The organism is Microvirga pudoricolor, from assembly GCF_016892705.1.
Taxonomy (GTDB): Bacteria; Pseudomonadota; Alphaproteobacteria; order Rhizobiales; family Beijerinckiaceae; genus Microvirga; species Microvirga pudoricolor.
Genome location: NZ_JAFEMB010000011.1, coordinates 25866 through 42060 on the forward strand (window position 1 = coordinate 25866; position 16195 = coordinate 42060).

The 16195-nt window shown below is 64.0% G+C and carries 13 protein-coding genes; 6 read left to right on the plus strand and 7 right to left on the minus strand.

Annotated features, from left to right (window positions below; translation table 11 throughout):
- Positions 1 to 100: 100 nt before the first annotated feature.
- Positions 101 to 1456 carry a peptidoglycan-binding protein gene (locus ILT42_RS22220; protein ID WP_204218200.1) on the plus strand — a complete coding sequence of 452 codons (1356 nt, stop codon included), beginning with the start codon at positions 101 to 103 and terminating at the stop codon, positions 1454 to 1456.
- Here the strand turns inward: ILT42_RS22220 and ILT42_RS22225 are convergent.
- The 6 genes from ILT42_RS22225 to ILT42_RS22250 all read right to left on the minus strand — a co-directional run bounded on the left by ILT42_RS22225 (position 1453) and on the right by ILT42_RS22250 (position 8476).
- Positions 1453 to 3273 carry an ABC transporter ATP-binding protein gene (locus tag ILT42_RS22225; protein ID WP_229428873.1) on the minus strand — a complete coding sequence of 607 codons (1821 nt, stop codon included), beginning with the start codon at positions 3271 to 3273 and terminating at the stop codon, positions 1453 to 1455. The genes ILT42_RS22220 and ILT42_RS22225 overlap by 4 nt on opposite strands.
- Positions 3274 to 3559: 286 nt before the next feature.
- The gene (locus ILT42_RS22230) at positions 3560 to 4009 is read right to left on the minus strand and encodes a DUF488 domain-containing protein (protein ID WP_204218202.1); all 450 of its coding nucleotides are present in this window, start codon (positions 4007 to 4009) and stop codon (positions 3560 to 3562) included.
- Positions 4009 to 4590, minus strand: a complete 582-nt coding sequence (locus ILT42_RS22235) for a hypothetical protein (RefSeq protein WP_204218203.1) — start codon at positions 4588 to 4590, stop codon at positions 4009 to 4011. The genes ILT42_RS22230 and ILT42_RS22235 overlap by 1 nt, the downstream gene beginning before the upstream one ends.
- Positions 4591 to 4598: 8 nt before the next feature.
- Positions 4599 to 5771, minus strand: a complete 1173-nt coding sequence (locus ILT42_RS22240; RefSeq protein ID WP_204218204.1) for a zinc-dependent alcohol dehydrogenase — start codon at positions 5769 to 5771, stop codon at positions 4599 to 4601.
- 159 nt (positions 5772 to 5930) lie between these two features.
- Positions 5931 to 7877, minus strand: a complete 1947-nt coding sequence (locus tag ILT42_RS23135) for a calcium-binding protein (RefSeq protein WP_204218205.1) — start codon at positions 7875 to 7877, stop codon at positions 5931 to 5933.
- Between the two features lie 98 nt (positions 7878 to 7975).
- Positions 7976 to 8476, minus strand: a complete 501-nt coding sequence (locus ILT42_RS22250) for an NUDIX hydrolase (protein WP_204218206.1) — start codon at positions 8474 to 8476, stop codon at positions 7976 to 7978.
- A 291-nt stretch (positions 8477 to 8767) separates the two neighbouring features.
- On the opposite strand from ILT42_RS22250, the gene ILT42_RS22255 reads away from it, so the two are divergent.
- From ILT42_RS22255 to ILT42_RS22265, 3 genes are all read left to right on the plus strand, one after another.
- Positions 8768 to 9814 carry an ABC transporter substrate-binding protein gene (locus ILT42_RS22255; RefSeq protein WP_229428869.1) on the plus strand — a complete coding sequence of 349 codons (1047 nt, stop codon included), beginning with the start codon at positions 8768 to 8770 and terminating at the stop codon, positions 9812 to 9814.
- A 118-nt stretch (positions 9815 to 9932) separates the two neighbouring features.
- Entirely contained in the window at positions 9933 to 12119 is a 2187-nt protein-coding gene (locus tag ILT42_RS22260) for an ABC transporter permease (protein WP_204218207.1), read from the plus strand.
- Between the two features lie 18 nt (positions 12120 to 12137).
- Positions 12138 to 13247, plus strand: coding sequence for an ABC transporter ATP-binding protein (locus ILT42_RS22265; protein ID WP_204218208.1), 1110 nt, complete (start codon positions 12138 to 12140; stop codon positions 13245 to 13247).
- 42 nt (positions 13248 to 13289) lie between these two features.
- On the opposite strand, the gene ILT42_RS22270 is transcribed toward ILT42_RS22265, so the two are convergent.
- The gene (locus tag ILT42_RS22270; protein ID WP_204218209.1) at positions 13290 to 14075 is read right to left on the minus strand and encodes a potassium channel family protein; all 786 of its coding nucleotides are present in this window, start codon (positions 14073 to 14075) and stop codon (positions 13290 to 13292) included.
- Positions 14076 to 14237: 162 nt separating this feature from the next.
- Between ILT42_RS22270 and ILT42_RS22275 the strand changes: the two genes are divergently transcribed.
- Together ILT42_RS22275 and ILT42_RS22280 are read left to right on the plus strand one after the other, a co-directional pair.
- Positions 14238 to 14900: an HAD family hydrolase gene (locus tag ILT42_RS22275; RefSeq protein WP_204218210.1), complete on the plus strand. Its 663-nt coding sequence runs from the start codon at positions 14238 to 14240 to the stop codon at positions 14898 to 14900.
- Positions 14901 to 14918: 18 nt separating this feature from the next.
- Complete coding sequence (locus ILT42_RS22280; RefSeq protein WP_204218211.1) at positions 14919 to 16166, plus strand: MFS transporter; 1248 nt, start codon at positions 14919 to 14921, stop codon at positions 16164 to 16166.
- The last annotated feature ends 29 nt before the right edge of the window (positions 16167 to 16195 follow it).

Here is a 16195-nt window from a genome sequence, read left to right on the forward strand (position 1 = left end):
CCATCGGGCCAGAGGCGCGGACTCCGGCATCGACGAAACCGGGTCCCTTTTTTCCTCCGATGCGCTAGGCTTGTTACACTATGCCGTCGTAAGGGGTTTCATGAGTCGTTCTCTCCTCTCGCCCCACATCACCCTCATGCTGGCGCTGATGCTTCCGACCCTAGGCCTCGCCCAAGGCCTTCCGGCCGCGCCGGCGACCAATTCACCCCTGGACGCGGCGCGCGGCGGGTTCGAGGCCCTCGCGGATCCCGACAGGAAGGCGGTTCAGGAGGCCCTCATCTGGACCGGCGACTACAGCGGCATGGCTGACGGGTCCTTCGGGCGCCAGACCTTCGAGGCCATCGGCAGCTTCCAGCAGCGCAACCGTCAGCCCGCTACCGGGATTCTCAGCTCATCGTCCAGGGCCGCGCTGCTCAGCGCCGCCCAGCAGGCGAAGGCGGCGGCCGGGTTCACCGTGCTGGACGACCCGAAAAGCGGGGCGCGCATCGGGATCCCGACGAAGATTCTCCCGAAGCAGGAGGCCAACCAGAGCGGAGGCAGCCGTTGGCAGAGCGCCGACGGCAAGGTGACCCTCGACACCCGTGTCGCTCCGCCCGACGCGACGCTGCAGGCGATCTTCGACCGAAACATCGCCATCCAGGCGCCGGGGCGGGTCGTCTCCTACAAGATCATCCGGCCGGATTTCTTTGTCATCGCCGGCGAGACCGCCACGGGCAAGTTCTACACCCGCTATGCATCCGGAGCCTCCGGCCTTCGGGCGTTCTCCATCGGCTACGACAAGGCGCTCGCCCCTAGCATCGACCGGATCGTGGTGGCTGTCGCCAACAGCTTCGTGCCTTTCCCGCCCGCCGTGTCATCCGGTCCGGCGATCGTCGCCCAACCCTCCCCGGCACCGGCCCCCGCCGCGCCGCCAACAGCAGGCCCACGGCTGCTCGGGACAGGGCTCGCGACCGGGCCTCGACAGCTCACCACCACCGCGCCCCTTCAGGGATGCGCCAATCTCCTGGCCGGAGGCCTCAAGCCCTCACGCGTCAGCGGCCAAGATGCGGTCGTGATGGAGTTCGCGACGGATCTCAAGGCACAGCCGCGACCGCTCTCCGAGGGGACGATGACGGACGGCGCCGACGTGCTGATCCTAGCCTTCACGCAGGCAGATGGCGCGCCCAGGCTGACGGTGGCTCGCGGCACAGCCTTGGGTGAGCGCCGGTTCAGCGCGCCGCTGCAGCCGGGAGCCTCCGGCGCACCGGTTCTCGACGCGGCAGGCCGCCTGATCGGGCTCGTGGCTCCCCTCTCCGGCGATCCACGAAGGATCGCCGGAGTCGTGCCTGTCGCCAGCTATGGGATCGTCCCCGTTCCCGGCGCGACCGGCGCGGGCACGCCGCCCCAGGACAAGCGAAGCACCGCCGACATGGTCGACGGTCTTCGTGGCGCCCTGGTGCCGATCCTGTGCAACTAGGCCGTCGTGACGGCCGTTCGACCCACAGGCTGTTCGGTGAACTCCATGCCCTGGTGGTCGCAGAGCCGGCGGTAGAGCCCGCCCTGGCGGTAGAGCTCGGCGTGGTTGCCTTCCTCCACGATCCGGCCCTTTTGGAACACGATGATCCGGTCCAGCGCGCGAACCGTCGAGAGACGATGCGCGATGACAATGGACGTCCGGCCTTCCATCAGCCGCTCCATCGCTTCTTGGATCAGCACCTCGGACTCCGAGTCGAGGGCCGACGTGGCCTCGTCGAGGATCAGGATCGGAGCATCGGCCAGGAACGCGCGGGCGATGGCCACGCGCTGGCGCTCGCCCCCGGACAGCTTGACGCCCCGTTCGCCCACCAGGGTCTCGTATCCTCGCGGAAGATCCATGATGAACTCGTGCGCATTGGCGAGCTTCGCGGCCCGCTCGATCTCCTCCCGCTTGGCGCCGGGGCGTCCATAGGCGATGTTCTCCGCAAGAGTGCGATGGAACAGGACCGGTTCCTGCTGCACAATGGCGATCTGCGAGCGCAAGGAGGCTTGCCTGACCCCCGCGATATCCTGTCCGTCGATGAGCACACGGCCCCCCGTGACGTCGTAGAGCCGCTGGATGAGCTTGACGAGCGTCGTCTTGCCCGATCCCGAAGGCCCGACGAGGCCGACGCGCTCGCCCGCCCGGATCGTGAGGGACAGATCCTGGTAGAGCGCGGTCTCATGGCCGGCGTAGTGAAACCGAACGCGATCGAACACGATTTCGCCGCGGCCGATCCGCATCGCGCCGGCACCGGCACGATCCTCGACGCCGAAGGGCTCATCGTAGAAGGCGACGAGTTCTTCCATGTCGTTGACGGACCGGCGCATGTTGTTGATGTGCATGCCCATGTCGCGAAGGTAGCCGTGAATCACGAAGTACGTCGTGAGCACGTAGGCGACGTCGCCGGCCGTCGCGCGCCCGTTCCACCACAGCCACAGAGCCGTACCGATGATGGCGGCGCGGATCCCCAGGAGCGCGACGAGCTGGATCGTGCCGCTGTTCGTGGCGCGCATCCATACGCGCGCCGTGCGGCTGCGCCACTTGGCCAGGACGCCGGCCAAGCGCGCATCCTCCCGGGCTTCGGCCCCGAACGCCTTGACGACCGCGTTGCAGCTCAGGGCATCGGCAAGTGTCCCGCCCATCTTGGTATCCCAGGCATTGGCGAGACGGGCCGAGGGTGCCACGTAGACGATGTTCAGGAACACGGTCATGCCGATATAGACGACCGTCCCGACGGCGATCACGACGCCCATCACGGGCCAGTTGAGGCCGAGGAGGATCATCGACCCGATCAGGACGACCACGGAGGGCAGCAGCGCCAGCAGCACCGTGTCGTGCAGGAGATCGAGCGCCCACATGCCGCGGGTGACTTTGCGCACCGTGGAACCCGCGAAGCTGTTGGCATGCCAGTCCGACGAGAAGCGCTGCACCCGCGCGAAGGCATCCTGCCCCACCTTCACCATCACGCGCAGGCTGAGCTCGACGATTCCGTAGAAGGCGATGTGCCGCAACACCACGAGCGCGAGGCCGAGCCCCGTCATCACCAGGAATGCGTTGATCACGGCGCCGCGAGCGGCCTCGCGATCCGCGCCGAATTGAGTGATCGCGTCGACGAGCCGTCCCGCGTAGAGGGGCATGAAAACGTCAGCGAGCGTCGAGGCCATCATGGTCACGATGACCCAACCCAGCCAACGGGGCTCCTTGGCCCAATGCCGGAAGGTGAATCGAAGGACGTCGCGGGTGGAATCTCCGCGCTTGGTGGTTCTGGCGGTCATGGTGTCGATGCGGCAGCGCAGGGCGCCAGCCGTCCTCGTAACGATGGCGCACACGGAATGGCTGCCGCAGGGGCACCGATACGCGTCGCCTCAGTTGGAAAATGTATCCGGGATAATCGGAAATAGGGGCCGTACGGGCCCGCCGGTCGCGCCTAGCGCTTCGGCATGCCGAGGGGAGTCGGCAAGCGTAGATCTGTCATGCAGCCCTCCCTGGTTCGGCTAACGGACCCCAGCGATACTGTATAAGCGACAATTTGGCAATGGGGTCGCGTCGAGCGGGCGGGCGTCAGAGAACCGTCAGGTCGACCGTGGTCCATCCACGCCGTTCCAGCATCTCGGCCAGGATCCGGCGATGGCAGTTCTCGGGTTCGCGTTCGAAACAGAGGAGGCAGATCGGCCTCGTTTCCGCAAGGGCGGCAAGCTCCTCCAGGGCTTCATGGGCCGGCTCGGTGGCCAGCACCTCGTCACAATAGATCCGCCGCATGAGGTTGCCGTTTCCGGCGCGGGCGGCCTCGCGTCCGGATTTCGGCGTCCCGAGCTGAACAAAATGGCGATAGCCGATCCCACCGTTCTCAAGGGAGTTACGAAGCGCCGTCTTGGAATAGCCGCGCTTGCGCGAAAGAGCGACGGCGCGAACATCCGCAAGAATCTCCACGCCGGCGTCCTTCAGGGTCGTGAGGAAGCGGTCCGGGTCCGCTCCCTCGTAACCGATGGTGTACAGAGTCGGCTTCGTCATCACACCTGTCTGACTGGCGTCGGCACGGTCGCGGACGTGTTGTAGGGGCGAAGCGGCTCCGGGATGCGGAAGTCGCGAGGAACCTCGAAATCCCTCGCGGCCCCGTGGGCCCGGTTTGCGCCCTGGGGGTAGCCGCTGCGTCGGCTGTAATCGCGGCTGGGCCGCGCCGAAAGCATGCGGTGTTGCTGCGTCTCGTCGGTGAGCGCCTTGGCGCAAAGCACATCCAGGACCGTGACACCGGCAACAGCTCCCAGGGCGAGCCCGACCCGATCCTGCTCCGTGCTGTCGTCGGCCAATCCGGCACCCAAGGTCGCGATGTCGAGGGCGTCCCCGCCCACGCGTGCGTAGATCCAGGGCGTCGGATCCTTCGCCGTGAGGATGCCGATGCCGGTGGCGATCTCCCGCGCCCCATAGGCCCGAAGGAGCGTCTCGTGCTTTTCCATTCCGAGCCAGCGGGCCAATGGCTTGGCGGCGAACAATTCCAGCGCCCCGAGAGCGAGACTGAAGACTCCCAAGCCTTGTGCGAGAGCGTGAGCGCTCTCGGACCGGGCATGACGTGAAGGGTTTCGCGAATGAGCCATGGTGAACCTCAATTGGGCTTGAGAACGACCTTGATGCAGCCGTCCTGCTTGTCGCGGAACGTCTTGTACATCTCGGGCCCTTCGGCGAGGTCGACCGTATGGGTGATGACGAAGGACGGGTCGATCTGCCCCTCCTCGATCCGCCGCAGGAGATCGTCCGACCAACGGTTGACGTGGGTCTGTCCAGTCCGGATGGTCAGGCCCTTGTTCATGACGGCGCCGAACGGGATCTTGTCGAGGAAGCCGCCATACACGCCCGGAACGGACAGCACGCCCGCCGGTTGGCAGACATACATCATTTCGCGCAGCACATGGGGCCGGTCTGTGCCCAGCATCGTGGCCTGCTTGGCCCGATCCACGATGGAATCGAGCGTGGCCGTCGCGTGGGCCTCCATGCCGACAGCGTCAATACACTTCTCGGGTCCCCGGCCCCGGGTGAGCTCGTTGAGGCGCTCGACGACGCTTTCCTCATCGAAATTGATGGTGATGGCGCCGCCAGCCTTCGCCATGTCCAGGCGCTCAGGCACATTGTCGATGACGACCACCTGCTTGGCACCCAGCAGGACGGCGCTGCGGATCGCCATCTGGCCGACCGGACCGGCGCCCCAGATCGCAACCGTGTCGGTCGGCTGGATGTCGCATTGCACGGCCGCCTGCCATCCGGTCGGGAAAATGTCGCTCAGGAACAGCAGTTTCTCGTCCGGGATGCCGTCGGGAACCTTGATGTGTGTGGTGTCCGCATAGGGAACGCGCAGGTACTCGGCCTGCCCGCCAGGATACCCCCCCGTCAGATGGGTGTAGCCGAACAGGCCCGCCGTGGTATGGCCGAACGCCTTGGCGGCCACCTCCTTGTTGCGGTTGGTGCGCTCGCAGACCGAAAAATTGCCGCGCTTGCACTGCTCGCACTCGCCGCAGATGATCGTGAACGGGATCACGACCCGGTCCCCGACCTTGAGCTTCTTGTTGTCCCGGCCGACCTCGACCACCTCGCCCATGGTCTCGTGACCCATGATGTCGCCGCTCTTCATGCCAGGCATGAAATGATCGTAGAGGTGTAGATCCGAACCGCATATGGCGCAGCTCGTCACCTTGATGATGGCATCCCGACCGTGCTCGATCTCGGGATCTGGAACGTTGTCGCACCGAATATCCTGGGTGCCGTGCCAGACAAGCGCTCTCATGAAGACCTCCTGCGGATTGGGTTCCAATGGCCGCGCTTATGCGCTGGCCCCCGTTGTCCCAGGTAGACTTTTGACGAGTCCGCATGTTCCCCTACGAGAGGAAAAAATGGCCCAGGCCATATGCAACTCGATGAGTTGGGCCTTGTCCGGCAACGTTCTTTAGACGATGAAGAAGTCGGACATATGGAGCTTCGATCCTTGCTTGATCTGAGCGAATTTGATGGCGGAATGATCTGTACCGGCGCCATCGGCATCGTAGGACAAGGCCCCAGACTTCTTGTTGTAGATGATCCGGTCGTCCTTGGCCTTAGCCTTCAGCCCCAGATGAAATTCCTTGCTTGACAGATTTCCTTTCGCTGAGAGGTCCTTGAATACTTTCTTCGAGAGATGAATGCGGTCTTGGCCGGAGACGAAGTCGACGATCCGGTCGATATTGCCCGCTCCCAGCTTCGTATCGAACACAAAGGTGTCGTCCCCTGCATTGCCCTTAAGCGTATCTCGACCAAGCCCGCCGTTCAGCACGTCGTCGCCCTTGCCGCCCGTCAGCTTGTCAGCCTTGCGGCCCCCATTCAGGCGAAGGGATGGGGTGCTGTCATCGGCAACCGATGCGACGCTTTCCACCTGGCGAGGCGTGTTGACCTCCCCGTCCCTGGAGTCAGTATCACTGATGCCGATCGTGAAGGACCGGCTCAGGTGAGCGCCTTCGCTGTCGGTGACCCGGACGGTGACGGACAGGCTCTTGGACGAGCCGTCGACGCTCTTGGCAAGGATCAGTCTATCGCCATCGATGGCGAAAGTGCCCCCCGCATTGTCGAGCAACGCGTAGGAGAGCTTTTGCCCCTCCGGGTCGACGCCCGTGAGAATGCCCACGACTGCGCCGACCGTCGCCCCACGCTCGACGAGCTTGCTCGATAGTTCGAGGGATGAAGGGGCGTCGTTCGTTGCCTCATGAGACCCTAGTTCGAAGGTGCCGTCGCCAAACTTCAAAACTTCGATATTGGAGAGGTAATCAAGGCCTTCCTTATCAGCTCTCCTGTCCTGCACAGAAACAATGCCGTCGCCATATTCCATGATGATGAACTGAGCCATATCTCCATCGAAAACAGCTGTGTCCCGACCCTCACCTCCATTGAGATTGTCATCACCTGCGCCACCAATAAGGGTGTCGTCGCCTTCCATGCCTATCAGGGCATCTGCACCGCCATAACCCGCGAGCAAATTTGCGGCCTTGTTTCCAGTGAAACAATCCTGCCCATCAGCCCCATTGACGTTCTCGATGTTGCGCTGCTCGACCCAGGTGTCCTTACCCGTCCTTTGCTTGGCGGTGTTGCGTAGGTCAATGGAATTTTCTGATGCGGTCAGCCAGATCGTATCAATGCCGCCGCCGCCATCGATAAACTTGCTTCCACCGCAATATTCATCGCCATCATTGACGCCGACACTGAAAATCTCTGAGTGCTTGCCGCCAATCGCTAAATCGTCGCCCGAGTCCAGAAGGATCATGCCTGTAACGACACCATCACTACCATAATATTGATCATCGCCGTAGCTCAGCCAAAGCTCGCCGTTGATAGTACCCTTGTTGACGATGTGGTTCGTTCCAAGCAACGCGGCAAAAACACGACCGTTGATCGTGCCGCTATTGTCCAGCCTAAAAGTCTGCTCTTCACTCCACAATCCGGCAATAATAGCATTGCCCGATTTACTATTTGAAGCAATGATTCCCGAGTTAACCACTTCCGCATGGAGAACATCTTTGATGTCTATACCTTGAGATTCTCCGACTATCTGCCCCGCGTTATTTACATAGCCGTCTCCACCATGGAAATAGACTCCAATTTCCCCATAGATCGAGCCGGTGGTGGCGATAATTGCCTCGCCACCCATATAGATCCCGTCACTCTTCTCAGAAATCACACTACCTTCGATGTAGATGTGGCTCTCATCATAAGCGAAGATGCCAAATGCAGCGCCGCCAGAGGTTTTAATTTCTGCACCCGCCTTCAGAATAACCGTGTCACCCGGCTCATCGGTCCAGAATGCATCGTGACCCCAATCCGTTGTCGGTGGCACAGGATTGTTTTTGTCGATTACGAAAATGGTCATGATAGCTCTGCAAGGTTCCTGATCCTTGATGTAAATAAAATGTTATATTGTTTTAATCAAGCATCACTTCGCCTGAACCATACATTCCATACGTCTTTTCAAACACTTACCGCAGGGTCAGCTACTTTTCCTGGCAACTGCCGGATCAGCCCCGCCAAGGCCGGCTCCAGCACCTGATCGGCGGCCTCCTGCGCCTTGAACCAGCGCGCCTCTCGCTGCCCCTTCTCTTTCCATCGCTTGAGCTGCTTGGAGACCTCGAGTGGGTAGACGTCGACGCGGCAGAGGTCGAAATGGACGAGGCGGCGCTTCCAGTAATCGTAATGGCCCAGAGGCTTGTCGGCGATCTTGCCCTTCACGCCCGCTTCCTCCTGCGCCTCCTGGGCGGCCGCCTTGTGGGGCTTCTTGCCTTTCATGGGCCAGCCCTTGGGGATCAGCCAGCGCCTGGTCTCCCGCGAGGTCACGAGCAGCACCTCGATCTCCCCGTCCACGACACGGAAAGGGAGCGCACCGACTTGGTTCAAACGGAGCTTGTCAGCTTTCAGGAATTTGGGCTTGAGCAGCTTCGCTTTCAGAAGCTTGGGCTTGATGTGCTTGGTCATTCTTCGAAGAATCGGGATCTCCATGGGCCTGGACGCGATCCAGACGTGTAGCCGGCTTATCAAAGCAGAGTCGGCCGCGTTTGCAAAGCCCAATGTAATAAAACAGCGACGCGACAGTCGTGTGACGGCTCAAGTCCTTTAGTGCCAAGGGTTTGAGGCGTTGGGGCCCGGCCGTTCCAGTTCGTTCCGCCCCTCATCCTAAAGGTTACTTTCCCAGCCCGACCCCACTAGGGCATAGAATGGAACTTAGCCGACCAACAACAGCCGGATTTGCACTCAGGGAGGATGCTTATGAAATTGCGGAAGAATCTCGTTGCCGCCACCATGCTGGCCGGGGCCGTCACGGCCCTTTCGTTCATGTCCGCCGGCGCCGCCCAGGCTCAGGGCGCGCTGGTCATGTATTGCGGCGTCCAGGAAGAATGGTGCCGCGCGATGGTGAACGCGTTCGAGCGCGAGACCGGCATCAAGGTCTCCATGACCCGCAAAAGCGCCGGCGAGGTCTTCGCCCAGGTGAAGGCCGAGGCCGCCAACCCCCGGGCGGACATCTGGTGGGGCGGCACGGGCGATCCCCACATGCAGGCCGCCGAGGAGGGCCTGACGGAGGAGTACAAGTCGCCCAAGATGGCCGAGCTGCAGGATTGGGCCGTGCGCCAGTGGGAGCAGTCGAAGGGCCGCACGGTGGGCATCTACTCCGGCGCCCTGGGCTTCGGCTACAACACCGACCTCGTGAAATCGAAGGGCATCAAGGAGCCCAAGTGCTGGGCTGACCTTCTGGACGTCAAGCTGAAGGACGAGGTCCAGGTGGCCGATCCGAACTCGTCGGGCACCGCCTATACGCTCCTGGCTTCCATCGTGCAGATAATGGGCGAGGACAAGGGCTTCGACTATCTGAAGGCCCTGCACAAGAACGTGAACCAGTACACCAAGTCGGGCGCGGCTCCGGCCAAGGCCATGGCGCTGGGCGAGACCACGGTGGGCATCGCCTTCATGCACGACATCGTCACGATGGTGGTCGACAAGGCTCCGATCAAGGTCGTGGCGCCCTGCGAGGGCACAGGCTACGAGATCGGCTCCATGTCGCTCATCAAGGGCGCCAAGAATCTCGACAACGCCAAGAAGTTCTACGATTGGGCCCTGACCCCGGCCGCCCAGAAGCTCGGCGCGGAGGCGAAGTCCTATCAGGTGCCGTCCAACAAGGCGACGCCGATCCCGCCGGAGGCTCCGAAGATGTCGGAGATCAAGCTGATCAACTTCGACTTCGGCAAGTACGGCTCCTCGGCCGAGCGCAAGCGCCTTCTCTCCAAGTGGGACGCCGAGGTCAAGAACCTGCCCAAGTAGCCGGAGCGCCGCCGCAGAGCGGCTCGCCTCCCCTCAACCCCTTCGCGGCGGAACGTCTGATCGCTCCGCCGCGAAGCTCTTCACGCAGCTCCGCCGGACCGGGGCCATAGGAACGGATATGTCACGAGCGACACTCGGTTGGATCGTCTTGGGGTGGATCGGCTTCGTGCTCCTGCCCTGGTACGGCTTCGATAGCGCCGCCTCGCCCACGATCGGGGATTATTTCTTCACGGGTTCGGGCCTGGTCGAGGGTCTACGCGGCGCGTGGTGGCTCCTTCCGATCCTCATCCCGCTCCTCTTGGCCCTTCGCCCCGCCATCGGCGCACCACGCGATTCGATGGCGCTGTGGCTCGTCGCAGCCGGCATCGTGGGCCTTGCGCTCATCACGCTCCAGGGCTTCACCATCGGCTTGAACGGCTGGACCATGGACGGGCTCAAGGCGTTCAGCGATCCCGGCCCGAAACAGGCCGGTATGGGCTTCGGGGCCGCGCTGACGGCAACGGCCTTCCTGATCATTCTATGCCACGGCCTAGCGGCCCATGGCTGGTGCCGGGGCGACGCCTTCGTGACCTCGTCCATCGGCGTCGTCATCGCGCTGATCGCCGTCTTTGTCTTCTTTCCGGTCAGCACCATCCTGGCGAGCGCATTCGCGGACAATGCGGGCAATTTCGCGCCGGGCGAGTTCGTTGCGAAGTTCCTCGACCGCTCGATCTGGGGCCTGGACTGCGTCTACAGCGATCTGCGCTGCGGTGTGGCGTGGAACACCCTGTTTCTCGGCCTCGCGGTGGGCGTCGGCACCACCGCGCTCGGCCTCGCCTTCGCGCTCATCGCTACCCGCACGAGCTTCCGTTTCAAGAAGGTGCTGCGGCTGATGAGCGTCCTGCCCATCATCACGCCGCCCTTCGTGATCGGTCTCGCGCTCATCTTGATGTTCGGCCGCTCTGGCGCGGTCTCCAACGTTCTGTGGGAGTGGTTCGGCGTGCCGCGCTCCCGCTGGATCTATGGATTTCCCGGCATCTTCATCGCCCAGCTCCTCGCCTTCACGCCCATCGCCTTCCTCGTGCTCATCGGCGTCGTGCAGGGCATCAGCCCGACCCTCGAGGAGGCCTCGCAGACCCTTCGGGCCAAGAGCTGGGTCACGTTCTGGACCGTGACCCTGCCGCTGATGCGTCCCGGCCTCGCCAACGCCTTCCTGCTGGGCTTCGTGGAAAGCCTCGCGGATTTCGGCAATCCCCTGGTGCTCGGCGGCAATTACGAGGTCCTGTCCACCAAGATCTTCTTCGCCGTCGTGGGCGCCCAGCAGGACCAGGGACGAGCGGCGGTCCTGTCGCTGGTGCTCCTCGCCTTCACCCTCGGGGCCTTCTGGCTCCAGCACGCCTGGCTCGGCAAGAAGGTCTACACCACCGTGACGGGCAAGGGCGATGCCGGCATCCCGCTGCCGCTGCCCCGCCGGGTGGCGATGGCGTCCTACCTCACGGCCATTCCGTGGGCGGTTTTCACCCTCGTGATCTACATCATGATCGTGGTCGGCGCCTTCGTGAAGTCCATGGGCCGCGACTACACGCCGACCCTTGAGCACTTCCTCACCGCGTTCCGGATCGAGCGGACGGATTTCGGCCTCTACTTCTCCGGCTCGGCCTGGAATTCGTTCTGGGCCACCGTGAAGGTGGCGGCGCTCTCGGCCCCGCTCACCGCCGCCATCGGGCTCCTGACGGCCTACCTGCTGACGCGCCAGCGCTTCTCGGGGCAGCGCGCGTTCGAGTTCGGCACCCTCCTGAGCTTCGCGATCCCCGGCACGGTCGTGGGCGTGTCCTACATCCTGGCCTTCAACGTGCCGCCCATCGAGATCACCGGCACGGGGTTCATCCTGGTCATGTGCTTCGTGTTCCGCAACATGCCCGTGGGGGTGCGCTCCGGTATCGCCACGTTGAGCCAGATCGACAAGAGCCTGGACGAGGCCTCTCTGACGCTAGGGGCCGGTTCGGCCACCACCATGCGCCGGGTCGTGCTGCCGCTCCTGCGGCCCGCCATCGTGGCCTCGCTCGTCTATTCCTTCGTGCGCGCCATGACGGCGGTGAGCGCGGTCATCTTCCTGGTGACGGCCGAATACAACATGGCCACGACCTATATCGTCGGCCGCGTGGAGGCAGGCGAGTTCGGCCTCGCCATCGCGTACTCGACCGCCCTTATCGTCGTGATGCTGCTTGCCATCGTGGCCATCCAGTTCGCGGTGGGCGAACGCCGCCTCGGGCGGCGCAGCGCCACCGCGAACGCAACTCCCATGGCCGTTCAGGCGGCTCCGTAAATGACCATGACCCGACCCATGAACCAGATGACCTCCGCCGCCACGATCAGTCGGGGCACCTCCAAGAAGCAGGCCGCCTCGGTCGAGTTCCGCAACGTCACGAAGCGCTACGGCGACGTGAAGGCGGTCGACACGGTGTCGTTCAACATCGAGCCCGGCACCCTCGTGACCCTGCTCGGCCCCTCCGGCTGCGGCAAGACCACGACCCTGCGCATGATCGCGGGCCTCGAAATGGCGAGCGAGGGCCAGATCTTCATCGGCGGGCGGGACGTGACCCGCCTGTCGGCCGCCGACCGGGACGTCAGCATGGTGTTCCAGTCCTACGCGCTCTTTCCCCATATGTCCGTGCTGGAAAACGTCGCCTACGGACCCTCCGTCCAAGGCGCGTCCAAGAAGGACGCGGAGGCCATGGCGGTGGAAAAGCTCGGCCTCGTGGGCCTGTCGGGTCTTGAGAAGCGGGCGCCCTCCGAACTCTCGGGCGGCCAGCAGCAGCGCGTGGCCGTCGCGCGGGCCCTGGTGCTGGAGCCTCAGGTGCTCCTCTTCGACGAGCCTCTTTCGAACCTCGACGCGAAGCTCCGTCGCCGGGTTCGCGAGGATATTCGGGAACTGCAGCAGAGCCTCAATCTCACCGTCGCGTACGTGACCCACGACCAGGAGGAGGCCCTGGCGGTCTCGGACAAGATCATCGTCATGTCCAATGCCAGGATCGCCCAGACGGGCACGCCGCGCGAGCTCTACGAAGAGCCGGCCGATCTCTTCGTGGCCGACTTCATCGGCGACGCCAATATCCTGGGCGGCCAGCTCGTGGAGACCGACGGCGCCCGCGGACGGGTCAAGATCGATAGCTTGTTCGTCGATCTCCCCCACCGCGGCGTCGGCCAGGGCGCCGTCAAGCTCGCCGTGCGGCCGGACGCGATCTTCCTCAACGAGGGCCCTGCGGGCGAGGGCCTCGCCGGCTCGGTCAAGAAAGCGTCCTATCTGGGCACGCAGGTCGAGTACGAGGTCGACACTCCGATCGGTGAGCTGTTCGTGGTCCAGTACGGCAGCCGCGACATGATCCAGCCTGGCACGCCCGTCTCCATCACCTTCGCGCCCCAACGGGGCGTGGCGATCATTCCGGGCGCTTGAGGCCGGTACCGGCCCGGCCAGATCGGGCTCGGTTGGCGCCCTTCAGAAGCCGTCCCCGTCATCGGGAATGTTCAGGATCGTGCCGCAGGCCTTGCAGTGCACCGCATCGGGCTCGTGCCGCTGGAGGCCGCAGCTCGGGCAGGAAAACCGCACCTTGTTGGGACGAAAGAGGACCTGGGCCAGGCGGAGGAAGAGCGTCACGCCGCAGATCATGACGATGACGGAAATCATCCGGCCCAGGGTGCCCGGCAGGGTGATGTCGCCGAACCCCGTCGTGGTCAGGGCCGTGACCGTGAAATACAGGGCGTCCGCATAATTCCCGATATGCGGGTTGGTCCAGTGCTGGGTCTCGTAGACGAGCCCCGTCATCACGAAGATGAACACCAGGAGGTTCGTCGCCGCCAGGATCACCTCCTCGTTGCGGCAGAAGAACCGGCTGTCCCGGCGCAGTCGGGCCAGGAGTTCGTAGGACCGCAGGAGGCGCACCGTTCTCAGGATCCGCAAGAAGGCCACGCCCTCGCCGGCCAGCGGAACCAGGAAGGATGCGATCGCGGCCATGTCGGCCCAGGTGACGGGGTGGAGAAAGTCTCGCCACCGGTTTCGGCTGATGAGGATCCGGGCCGAGAAATCCGCCAGCACGATCAGGCCGAGCCCAATATCGAGCCACTCGACGGCGTTCATGCGTTCGGTCGATCGGGGCAGGAACGACGTCACGATGATGAACAGAACCGTGACGATGTCGAAGACCACGATGCCGTAACGGAACCGATGAGCCTCGGGGCTGTCCCCCTCATAGAGATGCCGGAGGGTCCCGATAAGGCCCTTCACGGCTGCCGTCCTGGGCCGGATGCAGACTTTCGGGGTGGAAATGCAGGGCAGGAATGCGGGCGCATCGACAGGTTCGATTTGACGGACACGATAGCATCTATATTCCAGGGACGCGGCCTCAAGATCCCGGAGGGCCGCAATCGGTACGATGAGAGATTTTCGATGCTCAAAGCCCTGATCTTCGACATGGACGGCACGCTCACCCACAGCGACCCCGTGCATCTCCAAGCCTTCGCCAGGATCCTGGCGCCCGAGGGCGTGACCATCGACGAGACGATCTACCGCTCCACCATCATCGGCCGCACCAACGATGCGATCTTCGCGAGCCTGCTGCCGCACAAGACCGTGGAGGAGCACGAGGACTTCGCCGACCGCAAGGAGGCGGCCTTCCGGGAAATGGCTTCCGACCTGAAGCCCCTGGACGGGCTGGGCGAGCTGTTCGATTGGGCCGACGCGCAAGGCCTGAAGCTCGCGCTCGTGACCAATGCGCCACGCCTCAACGCCGAGCACATGCTCGACGCCCTTGGGATTTCGGACCGTTTCGTGGTGAAGATCACCATCGAGGACGTGGCCCGGGGCAAGCCCGATCCGCTGCCCTACCTGACGGCTCTCCAAAGGCTCGGAGTTTCGGCCGACGAGGCCCTGGTGTTCGAGGACTCGCCCTCCGGCATGCGAGCCGCAAAGGCCGCCGGCATCTTCGGCTTCGGCATCCTCACCGGCCTTTCCGCCGAGGAAATGCGGGAGGTCGGGGCGGACCGAGCCATTCCGGACTTTCACGATCCGGCGCTCTGGGACATCCTCAACGCGCGGCTCAAGGCAGCGTAGGCCCTCGAAAGGCGTTCCATGCCGGATCCGTCAGGCCGTCATTCCCCTGCGAAGGCGGCACCGGAACCGCAATGGACTGAGCGCGGCACCCCAGCCTACCGCAGGATCAGCCTTGCGCTGTTCCTGGCGGGCTTCTCGACGTTCTCCCTGCTCTATTGCGTGCAGCCGCTGCTGCCGCTCTTCGCCGAGACCTATCGGGTGAGCCCGGCCGCCAGTTCCCTGGCCCTGTCCCTGTCCACGGGGCTGCTCGCCCCGTCCATCCTGCTGGCGGGCGGCCTGTCGGAGAGCATCAGCCGCAAGAACCTGATGTTCCTCTCCCTGTGCGCCGCATCCCTCCTGAACCTCGCGGCGGCCTTCGCGCCGAATTGGCACGTGCTGCTCGCCCTGCGAGCCGTCGAGGGCGTGATGCTGGGGGGCGTCCCGGCGATCGCCATGGCTTACCTTGCCGAGGAGATCCATCCGCGCGGCCTCGGGTTTGCCATGGGCCTCTATGTGGGCGGCACGGCCTTCGGCGGAATGCTGGGGCGGGTGATCACCGGCTTCGTGGCGGAGGAGACCTCCTGGCACGTCGCCTTGGGTGCCATCGGGGCCTTGGGCCTCGCGGCGGCCATCCTGTTCTTCGCTCTGCTGCCGGCCTCGCGCAACTTCAGCCACGGCCAGGGCCTCGATGTCCGGCGCCAGTTCGAGGCGTGGGGGTCGCACCTGCGCCATAAGGGGCTGCCCTGGCTCTTCCTGATCAGCTTCCTGCTGATGGGGAGCTTCGTGACCGTGTACAATTATTCCGGCTTTCGGCTGCTGGCCCCACCCTACCTGCTGAGCCAGTCGCAGATCGGGCTGATCTTCACCTCCTACATGCTGGGCACCCTCGCCTCCTCGCTGGCGGGGGCCCTGGCCGACCGGGTGGGCCGTGGCCCCGTGCTCATCGCGGGGGTCCTGTTGTTCGTTCTGGGGGTCGGCCTGACCCTCCTGGCGCCGCTCAAGGTGGTCATAGCGGGCATCGCCTGCCTGACCTTCGGGTTCTTTACCGCCCACGGGGTCGCCAGCGGATGGGTCGGCCGCATGGCCGCGCGGGACAAGGCCCATGCGGCCTCCCTCTACCTCCTGGCCTATTACCTTGGATCGAGCCTCATGGGGTCCCTGGGAGGGTGGTTCTGGGCGGGAGGCGGATGGGTGTCCGTCGCCGAGTTTGTGCTGTCCATGCTTGCCCTGAGCCTAGCCGTCGCGGTCTACTTGACGCTGACAAGTAGAAGGCTCGGCAAAGCATAGGGGCGTTTGCAGCCTCGCTTCCGCGCAGC